Source organism: Bradyrhizobium iriomotense, from assembly GCF_030160715.1.
GTDB classification, from domain to species: Bacteria; Pseudomonadota; Alphaproteobacteria; order Rhizobiales; family Xanthobacteraceae; genus Bradyrhizobium; species Bradyrhizobium iriomotense.
In genome coordinates this window covers 20899-37137 of sequence record NZ_BSOW01000021.1, presented here as the reverse complement: position 1 = coordinate 37137, position 16239 = coordinate 20899, and the positions used below count along the sequence as shown (strand labels likewise).

The following is a 16239-nucleotide window of genomic DNA, read 5'->3' as shown; positions in this document are numbered from 1 at the left end:
GGGTTCTTGTTTGCGCATGATCTTTCCGGAAAGCCGCTTCACACTTTCCGGATCATGCTTTGGCGCCTTTGCCTCAATGCTGCGATAGGATCTCGCCCAGAAACTTCCTGGTGCGTTCGTGCTGGGGAGTCCTGAAGAAGGTCTCCGGCTCAGCCTCCTCGACGATCCGTCCCTCCGCCATGAAGATCACGCGATCGGCGACCTGCCGGGCGAATCCCATTTCGTGGGTGACGCAGATCATGGTCATGCCGTCCGTTGCGAGGCCGATCATGGTGTCGAGCACCTCCTTGACCATCTCCGGGTCGAGCGCCGAGGTCGGCTCGTCGAACAGCATCACTTTCGGCTCCATGCAGAGCGCACGCGCGATCGCCGCGCGCTGCTGCTGGCCGCCGGACAATTGCGCCGGATATTTGTCCGCCTGATTGAGGATCTTCACGCGATCGAGCAGCCGCCGCGCGGTCTCCTCGGCCCGCGCGCGCGGTATTCCGCGGGAGCGGATCGGCGCCAGCGTGCAGTTCTCAAGCACCGTCATGTGCGGAAACAGGTTGAACTGCTGGAACACCATGCCGACCTCGCGTCGCACCGCGTCGATGGTCTTGCCCTGATCGCCCAGATGGAAGCCGTCGACGACGATCTCGCCCTTCTGGTAGGTCTCGAGCGCGTTGATGCAGCGGATCAAAGTGGATTTGCCCGATCCGGACGGCCCGCACAGAACGATCTTCTCGCTCGCGCGGACCGCCAGATTGACGTCGGTCAGCACCTGGTACGTGCCGTACCATTTGTTGACGCCGCGCATCGCGATCATCGGCTCCGCCGTGGCTGCGACCGACATGGTGCTCTCCGTTAGCCGACGGTGAAAGGAATGCCGGGAATGCTGTCGGGGAAGGCCGGCAGCGGGTTGTTCATCCACTTCGGATAGATCTTGCCCCATTCGCCGCTGGCGATGATCTTGTCGATGAAGGCGTTGACGAAGGCGTTGATCTCCTTCTCGCCGAGCCGCGTGCAGGCGCCGTTGTAGAGCTTGGTGAATTCGAGCTTGTTCTCGTAAGTGCCGGGCTTGGATTCGTTGAGGCGCGGAACGTAGAAGATATTGCCGCCGACCGCCTGCACCTGGCCGGACAGCAGCGCCTGCATGGTCGGCGCATCGCCGTCGAAGCGGCGGATGGTGGTGCCGGGAGGCGCCGCCTTGGTGACGTCCGTGTCCTGCACGCTGCCGCGCGCGACGCCGATGACATATTTGCCCATATCGGCCGGCGACTTGATCTCCACCTCCTTCGGCGCGATGAAGGTGATGATGTTGGCGCCATAGGGTTTTGAGAATTGCACCGCCTTGGCGCGCTCCGGCAGCATCGCCATGGTCGCAAACAGGATATCGACGCGTCCGGAGGTCAGCGCCGGGATGCGATTGGCGACGGCCAATGGCGTAAATTCCGCGGGTACGCCGAGCTCCTTCGCAAACAGCTCGGAGAGGTCGGCATCGAGCCCTTCCTGCTTGCCGGACGAATTGACGAAGCCCCAGGGCGGATTGTCGCCCTGAATGCCGATCAGCACCTTGCCGCGCGACTTGATCTCCGCCGGCGTCACGGCGAAGGCAGCGCGTGACAGCACGAATGGCGAGGCGATCGCGGCGGCGCCGAGCGCCAGCATGCGCCGGCGATTGAGCTCTGTTGTCTTGCTGTTGGTCATCATTCCCTCCTTGGATTGTGTTGGATTTTTCACCGTGCGGCAGTGACGAGGCGGCGTTCGAGCCATGTGCCGTAGACCGACAGCGGCCAGCACAGCGCGAAATAGAGCGCGCAGACCAGACCGAGCACGAGCAGCGGCTTGAAGTTCTGGTTGGATACGATGGTCCCGGCCCGCATCAGCTCGGTGAAGCCGATGATGGCGGCGAGCGAGGTGCCCTTGATCAGCTGCACCAGGAAGCCGATCGTCGCGGGCAGCGAGATGCGGATCGCCTGCGGCAGCACGACATCCTTCATGCGGTGGATGTAACTGAGGCTGAGCGCCTTGGCGGCCTCGACCTGGCCGCGCGGCACGGCTTCGATCGAGCCGCGCCAGATCTCGCCGAGGAAGGCACTGGCGTGCAGCGTGAAGCCGATCGAGACCGAGACCCAGGGATCGAGCTTGAGGCCCGCGAGCGCCAGCCCGTAATAGACCACGAAGAGCTGCATCAGCAGCGGTGTGCCCTGGAACAGCGCGATGTAGCCGGCCGTGGCGCGCTCGAGCCAGGAAATGCCCGACGTGCGCGCCAGCGCGACGGCAAGGCCTGCGACCGCGCCGAGCACGAAGCCGATTACCGACAGCGTGAGCGTCCATTTGAGGCCGCCGAGCAGGAACAGGAGCTGGTTCTTGTCCATGGGCGCCGCCCTCACTTCAGGGGATAGCTGAGGAAGCGCGTGTTGATCCGCGCGAACATCTGCATCAGCAGCCACGACATCACGAGATAGAGGAGCGTGACGACGCCATAGACCTCGAAGCTGCGGAACGTATTGGTCTCGATCGCCTGTCCGACCGAGGTCAGCTCATAGGCCGAGATCGCGGATGCGATGCTCGTCGTCAGCGTCAGCATGATGAACTGGCTGGTCAGCGACGGGAAAATCGCGCGCAACGCCGGCTTCAGGACGATCAGGCGGAAGATCAAGGTCCGGCTCAGGCCGAGCGCCAGTCCCGCCTCGATCTGTCCCTTGTTGATCGACTGGACGCCGCCGCGGATGATCTCGATCGCATAGGCGCCTCCGTTGACGCCGAGCGCGATGATCGCGGTGAGCGTGGGATCGAGGCGGATGCCCGCCATCGGCAGCGCGAAGAAGACGAAGTAGATCTGGCCGAGGAATGGCGTGTTGCGGATGACCTCGACAAACGTGATGACGAGCCAGCGCAGCGACGCGAAGCGGGAGTCGCGCAGCAGCACGCCGCCGATCCCGATGACGAGCGCCAGCACCATGCCCGACAGCGCCAGGCCGAGCGTGCCGGCACAGCCCCAGAGCAGATCCGGCAGACCCTCGATCACGGGTCCGAAATCGAACTGGTAGTTCACCTCGTTCCTCCCTCAGGGCGGCCCTCTTGACGTGGCTTCGCCCATTCCTCTCCGTCCGACGACGGCAAAAATCCTTGCGCTACGTCGCGAGCGCCGCGTAACGCTCGCGCAGATCGATGCGCCGTCCCGACGTGGCGGCTTCGGCGATGGCGAGCGTCACCAGCAGGCTGCGCGCGCCGTCCTCGACCGGCTGCAGCGAGGTCGCCGCGCCGCGGATGACGTCGCGGAAATGATCGAGCTGGGCCGTGTAGGGATCGATCGAGCCGGCGTGGTTGGCCTGCGACTGGATCGGCTTATTCCAGTCCTGGGCATCGTTGGCCTGCGTCCACTGGTTCAGTGTCGGAAATTCTAGTGTGCCGCGGCGGCCCATCACGCGGTAGCTGCTCTGCCGGCTGAACGGGAATTCCGGCGACTCGCCGAGCCCTTGCTCCATCGTCCAGGGCGTCACTGCGCTGTCGCTGAGAAAGAACGTGCCGAGCGCGCCGTTCTCGAATTCGATCAGCGCGGCCGCCGTGTCCTCGACTGCAAAGCCGCGCTGGCGGTTCGAGGCCATCGCTTCAACTGCGACGATCTCGCCGACCGCGAAGCGGAGGAAGTCGACCTCGTGGATCAAATTGATCAGGATCGGTCCGCCGCCGGCCTGTGACCGCCATGGCGCGACCTTGAAATAGTCGGCGGGCTTGTGCGTCGCCCAGATCGCCGAGACGCCGACGACATCGCCGATACGGCCCTGTGCAAGCAGCGCCTTCAACGCCTTCACCTGCAAATGATGGCGTCGGTGGTGCCCGACCAGCGATCGGACGCCGGCCTTGCGAACTTCCGCGATCAGGCCAGCGGCGCTCTGCAGCGTATCGGTGACGGGCTTTTCGAGCAGGATGTGGATGCCGGCCCGTGCGCACGCGATACCGTTCTCGGCGTGGAGCTGATTGGGCGAGGCGATGATCACGGCCTCGGGCCGCGCCTCGTCGAGCAGCTTTCGGTAGTCCGCGAAGACGCGCGCGCCGGGCTGCTCGGCTGCGACCTGCTCGGCGTTCACGTCGGCGATGCCGACGAGCTCATAGTCGTTGTGCTCGGCCAGCTTGCGCAGATGCTTGCGCCCGATCAATCCCGCGCCGATCACGCCAATCCTGATTCTCGTCATGTCCTGCGTTCCGTTTGTTAGGCCCAGCCGCGACAATCGCGGCGCCCGGTGCCGCGGGGCAAGCCTGCGAGCAAGTGCCTGGTTGCGTTGAATGCCGTGGCGATCCGCTCCCTTGCGTCCAGCGCGGGCATCGGCATTTCGACGCTGAGGCTGGTGTCGGCGGGCAGCGCCTCCAGGAGTGCGCCGAGTGGCAAGGCGCCGTCTCCGGGCGGCAGCCGTCCCTCGCGCGCCTCGGCGATGATGGCGGTTTCCGTCGCCGGCGGTACGGCGGTCGCATCGCAGAGTTGCGCGGCGCGCAGCCACTGGTCGGGAAGCGAGATCAGATCAGCGGCCCGGCCACCCGAACGCGTGAGGTGCAACGCATCGACCAGGATGGCGCCGTTGGTCTGGCCTGCTTCGCGCACGACCGCTGCGGCCTGGGGCAGGCTGCCGATCGCGCGCCAGCGCATGAATTCGAGGTCGACGCGCAGCCCGAAGGATGCGGCGAGCTGACAGAGCTCGGCGAAATGCGCGGTGAGCCGGGGCCCATCCGGATCGTCGCCCGAAGCGATGACCGCTGCGGCGCCGAGATCGGCTCCGGCTTCGAGACAGCTTGCAAGAGAGGAGATGTCGATGGCGGGTTTGAGCTGGACGAGCTCGATGTCGCTGACCCGCACGCCCTCGCCAGCCAGCACGCGCTTGAGCGTGCGATGGGCCTCGGTGCCGACCTCCGTCGGATAGGCCGGCCCATCGCTGGTTGCCGGGATATAGCGCAATCCGACGGCGGCAAAGCCGGCCCGCGCAGCCTCGGCGACCAGCGTCGGCGGCGCGAGCTGCAATGCGGTGAGGTGGGCAAGGCCGAGCGGGGTCATGATGGCCTACGTAATTAATCCGTGGGTTAATTGACTAATTAATCGGTAGGATAATTGATGTCAAGAGCCCTCGATTGAGCTATTGATGGAGGCGAGGCGGCTTGCGGCCGCCTGCGAAGGACCGAACTGCCAGATGCCAGGCGTGAAGAAGCAGCCCGCGCGGGGGGCCAAGCCTGCGCCGATCAAGCGGCGCGACCGCGAGCGGACGCGACAGGAGATTCTCGATATCGCCTTCGAGGAGTTCGCCGAGAACGGCTTGTCCGGCGGCAACACCGACGCTATCGCCGCGCGCGCCAACATCACCAAGCGGCTGATCTTCTACTACTTCAACTCAAAGGAAGATCTGTTCACCGCGGTGCTGGAGATGGCCTATGCCGAGATGCGTGCCGCCGAGGAGGGGCTGCATCTCGAGGCACTGGAGCCGGAGGCCGCGATCCGCCGGCTTGCCGAATTCACCTTCGATTTCCACCAGGCCCATCCGCAGTTCGTCCGCCTCGTCAGCATCGAGAACATCCATCGCGGACGGCACATGGCCAGCAGCCGCAGGCTCAAGGAGATGACGCAGCCGAGCATCAGCCAGATTGCCAAGGTGCTGGAACGCGGCGCGGCCTGCGGCGCGATCCGGCCCGGCATCGATCCGATCGAGCTGCACATGACGCTGAATGCGCTGAGCTTCTTCGCGGTCGCCAACCGTCACACTTTCGAGGCGCAATTCGCCTGGGACATGTCCTCGCCAAAGGCGAAAGCCCAGCGCCGCGCCGAGATCGCCGACCTGCTCTGGCGCTGCGTCCGAAAGGATTGATGATCGCGAAGCGAGGGAGGCGGCACCTTCGGTTGCCCGTGGTGATCGGGTCGGCGAGTCGCTGGACAAGCTTCCCGACCAACCCGCGGCAATACCCAGCTACCCCTGTCTGCGTCGGGAACCTGCCGATATTTCACGGCTGCGCAATTCTATCGCTGCTCCGCCAAGCCGGACACTGGCTTGGTACCGATTGTTTACCTGTTTGTGCCGACAATGATCGGATTGCTGGTGCCGTGCTCGTTTAACCCGGTTTGGCGGGAGCTATTCGATGTCCGAGCCAAATTTATTCTTGAAGGAATTGAACGACGCTCTCACGCAAGGATCGGCCGAAAGCCGTGAAAAGGCGTTGTGGTATGCGATCGACATGCTATCGGCCGGCCGCTACACCGAAGACGAGATTTGGGTTTTTGGTGAGGTGATAGGCCAGTTGGCGGCCGCAATCGAGGTCGCGGCGCGCGCGCAGCTTGCGAAGCGCTTGGCAAAGTCGGCTGACGCCCCGATCAATGTCGTCAAGAAGCTTGCCTTCGACGATTCGATTGAAGTCGCCGGGCCGATTCTTCAACATTCCGAGCGGCTCGATACGAAGACGTTGATCAGCAATGTCAGGACCAAGAGCCAGCCGCACCTCCTGGCGATTTCGAAGCGCTGCTCAATTCCCACCGAAGTGACCGACGAGCTCGTGACGCGTGGCAATCGTGAGGTCGTCAATTCGGTTGCCGCCAACAGCGGGGCCTGTTTCTCGGATTTCGCCTTCCTGCACATGATCAGGCGCTCCGCGCACGACTCCATTCTCGCCGAGCAGCTCGGCGTTCGAAAAGATATCCCGAGGCACATATTCCAGCAGCTCATCGCGAAGGCATCGACCGATGTCCGGAATAAGCTTGAACGGGAACGTCCCGACCTGTTCGGCCAGATACGGACCTCCGTAGCCGAGGTAACGGGATCACTTCAGTCCAAATTCGGCCCCGCTACCGAGAGCTATTTCAACGCCAAGAGAATTGTGACCGCCCGGAAGCACCGCGGAGATCTGAACGAAAGCAGCATTCTGGAATACGCGCGGGCCCACAAAATTGACGAGGCGACGGTTGGGCTTTCTCTCCTGTGCTCGTTGCCGGTCAACGTTGTCGAGAGAAGCCTGCAGGACCGAGATCTGACGATGTTGCTGGCCAAGGCGTGTAACTTCGAGTGGCAGACGACGATGGCCCTGCTGTTTCTCGGCGCGAAGGATCACCGCATTACTGCTCTCGACCTGGAGCGCATGAAGCAAGGGTTTGCCGGTCTCAGCAGCAAGACCTTCCAGGATGTTTTGAACTTCTTTCAATCGCGCGTGCATGGAGCGGACGCGAGTTCGGACCAGCACCGTTTGCCGCACCTCCACCGAGTGTAGGGGACCACGGGGATAGCACCTGGGCGGGTCCCGGATTGAACCGCAGCGGCGTCCCACCGCCGTGAAGTCATTCACCTGAAAGCCCGGTCGTGGCCCCAAGCGTATGTCCTCGGTGCGCGGGGCTTGTTGCGCCGGGACGATACTGCTGCGGTACAGCGGAACACGTCGCCCGCAACACTACGGTGTCCGTTTCTGATCTCCGTAAAACGGTTGTAAAGCATTGTCTGCTAGTTCAGGGCGGATGGTTTGCCGGAAACGATTTTTCCGTGGGCGGTTCCCGATCGAGAACAGCCTATCCCGGCCCCACAAATTGCTGACCAAGGTAGATATCGGCACGAGATTCTTGTCATGACCGACCAGGCGCGCTCCGCCTTCATCTCCCACGAAGAGCTCTCGTTGCCGTCGCGAAGCTCGGCGGACGTCGCGCCCCATATCGGCAAAGGCGCCAGAGGCCTGCAGGACGAGCTGAGGGAGCGCTGGTCGCCTCACGATGAAGAGCCCGAACACGAGCAACGTCCCGACAGTTCAAAGGCAGTCCAAACAGGCCGGATTGTCCGACGCAGTTTGAGGGTCGTCGCCGGACTGGCAATCATTGCGGTGTTCGGATGGATGCCGCTGCGCGCGATGTGGCAGGCTTCCAGTGTGGAGGCCGTCGTCAACTCACGTCTTGTAACGCTGAGGTCCCCGATCGATGGACAGGTGTTTTCCCATCTCGACCTGTCTCGACAAATGGGGCCGGTGAGCGAGGGCGCATTGGTCCTTCGCATCGTCAATCCGCGCGGCGACCGAATGCGGCTCGATGAATTGCGGCGGCAATTGGCGCGTCTTGAAATCCAGCGGCCAAACCTGTCTACGAAGCTCGACGCCGTGCAAGCTGCGCGGCAGGACCTCACCCGGCAGGCGGCACAGTTCAGGAATGGTCGCATCCTTCAGCTTGAAGCACGGATCGCAGAGCTGCAGACGTCGATCGAAGCGGCTGCGACGCGGCTGGAAGAATCGACTGCAACCGTTGAGAGGGCTTCATCGCTGGCCAAATCGGGCAACGTTTCGTCGGTCGAGCTCGCCCATGTGACGCGCGAGCAATCCGTCGCGCGGCAGACCGAACTGGGGGCGCGCAAGCGGCTGGAGGCAGCCATGGTGGAGCTTGCAGCAGCCAGAAACGGCACGTTCCTCGGCGACAGCTACAATGATCGCCCAAGTTCGGTTCAGCGCGAAGAAGAAATGCGGCAGCGCGCTGAGGATCTCAAGGCGGACCTTGCGCAAGTCGACGCCGAGATCAACTGGCTCGCCGGCGAGATCGTCTCCGAGCGGACGCGTTACGCCGAGCGCTCGGAGGCCGATATCACGTTGCCGGCGACAGGCCAGGTCTGGGAGATGATGACGTCGACCGGTGAGGATGTCCGTGCAGGCCAGCCACTGCTGAAGATTTTGGACTGCACCCAGGCCGTGGTCACTGCGAACGTCACCGAACGGGCCTATAACCGGTTGCAACTAGGTGACCAGGCGACATTCGAACCGAGCGACGGCGGACCTGCGATCGAGGGAACGGTGACAAACCTCACGGGCGCGTCAGGCGCTCCCGCCAATCTTGCGATCAACCCCGATGCCCTCAATAAGGAGCCGTACCGCGTCACGGTCGCGCTTCCCCCCGTGAATGCCGTCGCAAATGGCTGCACCGTCGGACGAACCGGGCGCGTCGTATTCTCCGGGTCCGGCTCAAAGCCATGATGGAGGCCTTAGCGCCGGCCTTCATCGCGCTGGGCGCCTGCATGGCAGTTCTGCCGCTGCTGAGCCGCGACAACGTTTTTGCCAGATCCCTGATGACGGGCATGTCGTTCATCCTAATGGCGCGATACTTCTACTGGCGCCTCACGCAGAGCCTTCCGGAAGTGGCAATGACCCCTGACTTTCTGGTCGGCTACCCGTTCATGCTCCTGGAAGCCGCTTCGATGATCAGCGTTGCCAGCTCGTTGCTGTTTCTGAGCCGCACGATCGATCGCTCCGCAGACGTGAAAGCGATCGATCTGCGACCGAAGGAGCACGTCCCCCTGATCGATGTCTTCATTTGCACCTACAACGAGGAGAGAGCGATCCTCGAGCGTACGATCATCGGCGCCACGGGCATGAGCTACGGCAATTATCGCGTCTGGGTGCTCGATGATGGTCGGCGCCCTTGGCTGAGGGACCTCGCCGGGGAGCTCGGGTGCCGGTATCTGACCCGCCCCGACAATCACCACGCCAAGGCCGGCAACATCAACCATGCTCTGCAACAGGTCGGGACACTCGAGGAGCGACCCCGGTTCATTTCGATCCTGGATGCCGATTTCGTGCCCAGGCCGGATTTTCTGACCAGGGCGATGGGCGTCGTCACCGACGATTCGATCGGGGTCGTGCAGACACCGCAACACTTCATCAATCCCGATCCGATTCAGACCAACCTTGCCGCCGCGGAAGTCTGGCCCGACGAGCAGCGTTTCTTTTTCGATATCCTGATGCCGGCAAAAGACGCATGGGGCGTAGCCTTCTGTTGCGGCACATCGTCCGTCATCCGGTACTCTGCGCTCGCGCAGATCGGAGGCTTCCCAACGGACTCCGTGACTGAAGATTATCTGCTGACGTTGCGGCTCAAGGAAAAGGGCTTCCGTACGGTTTACCTGAACGAGCGGCTTACACTCGGATTGGCGCCGGAAGGGCTCAAGGAATACATCACGCAGCGCGGGCGCTGGTGCCTCGGTCTGGTGCAGATCGTGAAAGGTCGCAGCGGACCGTTTTCTACGGGATCGACGTTGTCCGTTATCGACCGGCTCTCCCTCATCGATGCTTTCCTGGCCTGGGCGGCCGTGTACGGCATGAAGGTGTTCGGGCTCGTCGTTCCCTGGCTGTTCCTGCTGTTCGGAATCAGAGCGGTGCATGCCGATCTGTTCGAGTTGCTGCAATTCTTCCTTCCCTTCTACGTCTGGCACGCGTTCACGATGGCCTGGATCTCACGGGGACGCTCACTCGCCATCATGGCGGACGTGTCGCAATACATCGCGGCGCCAGCCATTCTCAAAGCGGTTGTCACCGGCCTGGCGCGATCGAAGGGGCACAAGTTCAAGGTTACGGCAAAGGGCGGAGATCGCAACCGGCGGTTCATCGAGTGGCCGCTGTTGCGGATCTATGGCACTGCATTGGCCATTACGCTGGCTGCCATCGCCTACGCCTTTATCATTCACCTGCGAGGCGAAAATATCGCATATGGCGGGCTGGCATTGGGTTGGAGCCTCTACAATTGCGTGGTCCTCAGCATCGTATGCTTCGTCTGTATCGAGCAGCCGCGACAGCGGAAGGCGGAGCGATTTAACCGCGATGAGCCCATTCTGATCGACGACGGGAACGATGCGCGACTGTCCCGCCTCGCCGACATATCCATAACCGGAGCCCGCTTCACCGATCACGCGCCGCCGCCAATCGGCGCGCAGGTCAGGTGTCAGGTCTATGGACGCAGCATCGTCGCAACCGTGGTGCGCCGGACGTACGATGGGTTTGCGGTGCGCTTCGATGAAAGCGTGGGAACGCGCGTTCAGGCGGTGCGTGCATTCTATGCAGGCGAGTATGTTCACTCGTTCCGCGGCGTTCGGGCCACGCCCGTCGGCAAGGCGCTGCTCATGCGGATGTTCGGGTGAAGCTTCGGTTCCGCCCGATGATGCTCTTTTGCCACTGATTTGCCCGACGTGTCAAACGATTTCGTAAAACACGAAGTTCGGTGCGCCGGCTGTCGACTCCTTTGCATGGGGTTGTTTTCCGGATTTTTGCCGAGCGCTCTCCAAGTGCCCACAAGCGGGAGGGGCGCCCCCTCCCGCGCGGTTCGTCACCTGACCTAGAACTTGAAGTTCGCGAATGCCCGCACGCCGATCCCGGGCAGCAGCACCTCGTCCTTGGTGTAGGAGACCGAGTTGCGGATGTTCTCGTTGAGCAGGTTGTTGCCGACGAGACCAACCAGCATCTCGTGCGCGCCAAAGGCGTTCGGCTTGAGCTTGGTCTTGTAGCTGACCTCCGCCTTGAGGAGATTGTATCCCGGCGTCGGCGTCTCCGCGATCGCGGCGATGTTGTTCTGCGGGAAGGCGTGCAACAGGTTGACGCGCATCAGCCAGTTGTCGTCGCGCCAGAACAGGCCGCCGCCCATCCGCAAGGGCGGTATCCGCGGCACATTGGTGCCGTCGGTAAAGGTGGCGCGAACCACGTCGCCCTGGGTCTCGATGCCCCAGATCCCGCCCTGGAATGGTCCGACGTCAAGCTGTGACTGGAACTCGCCGCCACGGAAGTTGGCGTTGCGCTGCGAGTACACGGCCTGATTCAATTCGGCGCCGGGTGTGCCGCACGACGCAAAATCGTCCTCGCACATGACGCCGGTGAGCCGGCGATAGATGAAGTTGTCGAAGTGGGTGTAGTAGGCGGTCGCCTCGAAGCGGAACGGCCCCGTGGCCTTGCGCAGGCCGATCTCGACCGACTTCGCTGTCTCGATGGTGAGGTTCGGATTGCCGATGTCGAAGGTGGCGGTGGCGTCATGCGCGCCGCGCGAGAACAGCTCGGCCGGTTTCGGCGCGCGCTCGACATATTGCGCGGTGATGCTGCCGACCATGCCGCCCGGAAGATCCTGCAACAGGCCGATGCTGCCGCTCTTGGGCGTAAAGGACGGATTGCGGACGATGCTGGTTTGGGGCGTGCCGTCAGACAGGAAATCCGCCGGGAAATCCGGCGTCGAACCGTGCAGCTCGACATGCTCGATGCGGCCGGCGATCTGCGCCCTGGTGTGGTCGCTGAACTTGAACTCGTTGAAGGCGTAGCCTGCGACGCGGTAGTTTCGGTTCGGGTCCCACAGGCCGTTGAACAGCGTGCCCGGATTATCCGGGCTTGGCGCGGTCAGCTCCTGATGGCCGGCCTGGAAGCCGAACGCGGTCGTCACCTCGGCAAAGCGGGCGTTGAACGGCATCAACTGCGTTTCGATGCGCATCTCCTCTTCGCGGTTGGTGAAGGTCTGCCGCACACCGTCCGTCGTCGGGTCGGTAGGGTCGGCGAGCCCGAGCTCGTTGTGGCGATAGTTGGTGGCGCCCATCCACAAGCGGATGGTGTCGATCCCATCGGCGTCGGGGCGATACTCGCCCTTGACGTTGATCTTGGTCTGATGCGCGTCGATGCGGGTCTGGTGATCCGTGCCATCGATGCCGGGGATATGATAGAGCGCATCGTTCTGCGTGATAGCCGCGCCGATGAAGCCGCCCGTGAAGATATAGGAGCCGCCGATCGACGCACCGTCCGACTGGGTTGCCGAGTTCGGCTGCTGGCTGCCGACTGGACGTGTGTGGTCGAACAGATAAGGGTAGCTTGGAATGTAATAGTCTGACGTCCTGCGGCCGTAGACATCGGCATGGAACGCGAAATTGCCGCCGCCGGTATCGAGCAGGAGGCCGCTTTCGACGCCGCGATCGACCGAGCTGAAGGAGGTGCGGGTCTCTGCCGTCACGCAGGGCGAGGTTTCAGCCGTGGCGAGCGGTGCCTTGGCCGGCATGCCGTAGCTCTGGAACGAGGGCGCGCAGGAGGGCTGGGCGTCGGGAATGCGATTGTTGGTCGCGCTCACCACGCCGCCGATCGAGGTCGAGCCGTAGCGCAACGCGGCGGGGCCGCGCACCACCTCGATCTGATTGGTCGCGAGCGGATCGATCGGAACGAAATGATCTTCGCCGAGATCGGAGGCGCCGCCCGCATTGGTGCCGTTCTCGACGATGCCGACGCGGTTGACGTCCAGTCCCCGGATGATCGGCCGGCTCGATGCACCGGGCGCGAAGGTCGAGCCGGTGATGCCGGGTTTCGCGAACAGGAGATCGCCGAGCTGCCCGCCGCCGTCGCGGCGGATCTCCTCGTTGGGCACGACAGTGACCGTTGCGAACTGGTTGGTGACGATCGGCAGCACGCCCTGTTGAGGCGCGGCGGGTGCTGGAGCCGCCTCGGGCGGATGCTCGCGATTGCGGGTGGGGGTGTTGCGCGCGACGCGTGTCGTTGGGCGCGCATGCACGATCGCCCTGCGCACGATCGGGCTTGGTGCCGTCACCTCGACAGGAGGCAGCTCGGTGGAGGGCTTGTCTTGCGCGATGGCGGGTGTCGCGGCAAGGCCGAGCAGGAGCCAGCGCGCTCCGCTCAGACGCTGCGCGCGCCTTGGATAGGATGTCATTGTTTTTGCTTCCAATCAGGCGCCGGGCAACAGCGAAATATTGTCGGGTGGCGACCTGCCGTCTTGATCTGACGGAATTCGACCTCAACTGCTCCCGGGTGCTCGTTCGCGTGTCAAAAGCGAACGAGTCCAGGCATGCTCAATGCTGGAGAGATCAGGAAGCGGGAGGGGCGCGCGGCTGGAACGCGTGGCGGGCCGATTTCAGATGGATGAATTCGGCGTCGGTGGTGCGGTAGAGGAATTCGACCGCCTGCGGCAGATGCAGCAGCGGCGGCGTCGCGAACACCACGGTGCTCGCCATCGCGACGACGGCGCAGATCGCGCAATTATCGTCGCCCTGCTGGTCGTGGTCGGGGTTGGCCGGCGACTGCTTCTGGAGCGCTGCACGATCAACGGACGCGATGCCGTTGGCCGGCTGCGACTGGAGCAGCGGCGCGGCCTGCGCGAACCAGTGGCTGTGGCCGAAGGTCAACGCGAACTGCACGAGCATCGCGAAGATCGCGAGCCGGGCGCCGTGCCTGACGTTCGAGCGGAACCACTTCATTCGAAAACGCACCCCGCATCGCGGCGGCCGATCCTCCGGCCGTCACGATGTTACAATGTAACATCGCAGGATCGTGGCGCGCATGTCAACCGCGGGAGGCGCGGCCGCTGTGGCCGGCTTCCCGCTGTGATCTTCATGCAACGGAATTCGTGGGCTCAGCGCCCTTCGCGCACCCAGGTCGCGGCGAGCGCACCGAGCAGGAGCAGCAGCCCGATCAGCCCCGCGAAGATCGGCAGCACGCCGACGCCCTTCACCACGCTGGCATCGCGCATCCTGACCCCCATCCAGCCGTCGCCGTGGAAGACCGAGGCGGAGCGCACCGGCACGACGCGCGGCAGCTCGACGCTCGATCCATCGACGACGCGCACGGCGTCGCCGCCGGTCGCCTGCGTCAGCGGCTTCAGCGTCTCGGTGGTCGAGGTGACCTCCGAAAATTCCTTCGGATTGGTCGGACCGACATTGATCAGCGCCTTCAGCGTGCCGTCGGTGGCTTGCCACAGACCGAGCTCGCCCGCCGGCAGGCTCGCGCGCCATTCGCCGGAATCGCCGGCATTGAGCGTGAGGTCGCGGGTCACGCCGGAGGGCGAGGTCACCGTGACCGGCTGCACGGTGTCCGCCATGGTCTGGCGCACCACCACGAGATCCTTGCCCTGCACCTGAAGGCGCAGCGCCTCCTCGTCGAGATCGGGCTGCTTCATCAGCCAGTGCGACATCCGCCGCAGCAGGTCGAGATGCGGGCCGCCGCCCTCATAGCCGCGCGCCCACAGCCAGATGTGGTCGGAGAGCAGCAGCGCGACGCGTCCCTCACCATAGCGCGACAGGAACAGCAGCGGCTTGCCGTCGGCGCCGGTCATGACCGGAGAGCCGGTCGCGTTCCTGGTATCGACCGTGCGGTAGAAGCGGCCCCAGCGCGGCGGCTCGCTGGCCGAGCCTTCCAGGCCCCGCGTGACCGGATGGCGTTTGCCGGTGTCGGAGAGATGCGCGTAGAACGGCTTTTCGGTCACGCCGACGGGTTCGGCCGGCAGCACCGAATCCAGCGGCGTGCGCCAGATGCTGGTGTTCGACGCATAGTCGGGTCCGGCCGAGACCAGCACTGCTCCCCCGGAGCGGACATAGCGCGCGATGTTGTCGAAATAGGCGATCGGCAGCACGCCCTGGCGCGCGTAGCGATCGAAGATGATCAACTGGAAATCGTTGATCCTCTGCTGGAACAGTTCGCGGGTCGGAAACGCGATCAGCGACAATTCGTTGATCGGCGTGCCGTCCTGCTTCTCCGGCGGACGCAGGATGGTGAAGTGCACGAGATCGACGCTGGCGTCCGACTTCAGCAGGTTGCGCCAGGTGCGCTCGCCGGAATGCGGCTCGCCGGAGACGAGCAGCACGCGCAGCCTGTCGCGCACGCCGTCGATCGCGACGACGGCGCGGTTGTTCACCGGCGTCAGTTCCTTCTCCAGCGGCGAGGCCTCGATCTCGACGATGTTCGGGCCTGCGTGCTTGATGTCGACGTCGACGCTTGCGGTCTGACCGCTCGACAGCGTGCGCTCGCTGATCACCTCGCCGTCGCGGCGGATCGTGATCTTGGCACGGTCGCCGGTGACGCCCTGGTCGTCGAGGCGATAGGTGATGGTCTGGGTCTGGCCGACGATGCCGAAGCGGGGCGCGGCGGTGATCGCGATGCGGCGGTCGCGCTCGTTCTTCTGTCCGGTGATCAGCGCATGCACCGGCGCCTGGAAGCCGAGCGCGGCGGCATTCGCGGGGATGTCATGCACGCGGCCGTCGGTGATCAGGAAAGCGCCGGCGACGCGGTCGACCGGCACATCGGAGAGCGCGGAGGTGAGCGCGCCGAACAGTCTTGTGCCGTCGGTCTCGCCGTCGGCCTGTCCGGCCTCGACGACGCGGACCTCGAGGCCCTTGATGCGCTTCAGGCTGTCGACCAGCGCCTCCTGCGCCTGGGCAGCTTCGCGGGTGCGATTGCCAAAGTTCTGGCTCGGGCTCTTGTCGACGACGACGGCCGCGACCGAGGTGAGGGGATCGCGATCCTCGCGGGTGAAGGAGGGGTTGGCGAGCGCAAGCAGGAACAGCGCCAGCGCGGCCACGCGCACCGCTGCACCACGCGCCCGCGCAAGCAGCAGAAGAATGGCGATGACCACGATCGCGGCGAGCGCGATCCACAGGACGATCGCGGGGACAAGCGGCGTGAACGCGATGCCGTAATTCATGTCGCTCTTCTATTCGTTGTGAGCATGATCTCGCCGGAAAACCGGCTTCC

13 protein-coding genes are annotated in these 16239 nt (G+C 64.0%); 4 read left to right on the top strand and 9 right to left on the bottom strand.

Translation table 11 applies throughout. The features are described from left to right. Positions 1 to 73 precede the first annotated feature (73 nt). The 6 genes from QQL28_RS27490 to QQL28_RS27465 form a co-directional block, all read right to left on the bottom strand. Positions 74 to 805: an amino acid ABC transporter ATP-binding protein gene (locus QQL28_RS27490; RefSeq protein ID WP_431309649.1), complete on the bottom strand. Its 732-nt coding sequence runs from the start codon at positions 803 to 805 to the stop codon at positions 74 to 76. 38 nt (positions 806 to 843) lie between these two features. Continuing rightward, positions 844 to 1686: a transporter substrate-binding domain-containing protein gene (locus tag QQL28_RS27485; protein WP_284270510.1), complete on the bottom strand. Its 843-nt coding sequence runs from the start codon at positions 1684 to 1686 to the stop codon at positions 844 to 846. A gap of 29 nt (positions 1687 to 1715) precedes the next feature. Next, a complete protein-coding gene (locus tag QQL28_RS27480; protein ID WP_284270508.1) occupies positions 1716 to 2357 on the bottom strand; it encodes an amino acid ABC transporter permease in 642 nt (213 codons plus the stop codon). A gap of 11 nt (positions 2358 to 2368) precedes the next feature. Further along, positions 2369 to 3037 (bottom strand): amino acid ABC transporter permease, encoded by a 669-nt coding sequence (locus QQL28_RS27475; protein ID WP_284270507.1) that lies wholly within the window; start codon positions 3035 to 3037, stop codon positions 2369 to 2371. A gap of 79 nt (positions 3038 to 3116) precedes the next feature. After that, positions 3117 to 4178, bottom strand: coding sequence for a Gfo/Idh/MocA family protein (locus QQL28_RS27470; RefSeq protein WP_284270506.1), 1062 nt, complete (start codon positions 4176 to 4178; stop codon positions 3117 to 3119). A gap of 17 nt (positions 4179 to 4195) precedes the next feature. Beyond that, positions 4196 to 5029: a sugar phosphate isomerase/epimerase family protein gene (locus tag QQL28_RS27465; RefSeq protein WP_284270505.1), complete on the bottom strand. Its 834-nt coding sequence runs from the start codon at positions 5027 to 5029 to the stop codon at positions 4196 to 4198. A gap of 85 nt (positions 5030 to 5114) precedes the next feature. Between QQL28_RS27465 and QQL28_RS27460 the strand changes: the two genes are divergently transcribed. The 4 genes from QQL28_RS27460 (at position 5115) to QQL28_RS27445 (ending at position 10883) form a co-directional block, all read left to right on the top strand. Beyond that, the gene (locus QQL28_RS27460) at positions 5115 to 5831 is read left to right on the top strand and encodes a TetR/AcrR family transcriptional regulator (protein WP_284270503.1); all 717 of its coding nucleotides are present in this window, start codon (positions 5115 to 5117) and stop codon (positions 5829 to 5831) included. Between the two features lie 268 nt (positions 5832 to 6099). Then, positions 6100 to 7218 (top strand): DUF2336 domain-containing protein, encoded by a 1119-nt coding sequence (locus QQL28_RS27455; RefSeq protein ID WP_284270502.1) that lies wholly within the window; start codon positions 6100 to 6102, stop codon positions 7216 to 7218. A 348-nt stretch (positions 7219 to 7566) separates the two neighbouring features. Beyond that, a complete protein-coding gene (locus QQL28_RS27450; RefSeq protein ID WP_284270500.1) occupies positions 7567 to 8946 on the top strand; it encodes an HlyD family secretion protein in 1380 nt (459 codons plus the stop codon). Then, positions 8943 to 10883 carry a glycosyltransferase gene (locus QQL28_RS27445; protein WP_284270498.1) on the top strand — a complete coding sequence of 647 codons (1941 nt, stop codon included), beginning with the start codon at positions 8943 to 8945 and terminating at the stop codon, positions 10881 to 10883. Before QQL28_RS27450 ends, QQL28_RS27445 begins: the two co-directional genes overlap by 4 nt. Before the next feature lie 194 nt (positions 10884 to 11077). On the opposite strand, the gene QQL28_RS27440 is transcribed toward QQL28_RS27445, so the two are convergent. From QQL28_RS27440 to QQL28_RS27430, 3 genes are all read right to left on the bottom strand, one after another. Continuing rightward, on the bottom strand, positions 11078 to 13426 hold the full coding sequence (locus QQL28_RS27440; RefSeq protein WP_284270496.1) for a TonB-dependent receptor: 2349 nt from the start codon (positions 13424 to 13426) through the stop codon (positions 11078 to 11080). 154 nt (positions 13427 to 13580) lie between these two features. Then, entirely contained in the window at positions 13581 to 13970 is a 390-nt protein-coding gene (locus tag QQL28_RS27435) for a DUF2946 domain-containing protein (protein ID WP_284270495.1), read from the bottom strand. 155 nt (positions 13971 to 14125) lie between these two features. Next, positions 14126 to 16189, bottom strand: coding sequence for a hypothetical protein (locus QQL28_RS27430; protein WP_284270493.1), 2064 nt, complete (start codon positions 16187 to 16189; stop codon positions 14126 to 14128). Positions 16190 to 16239 lie beyond the last annotated feature (50 nt).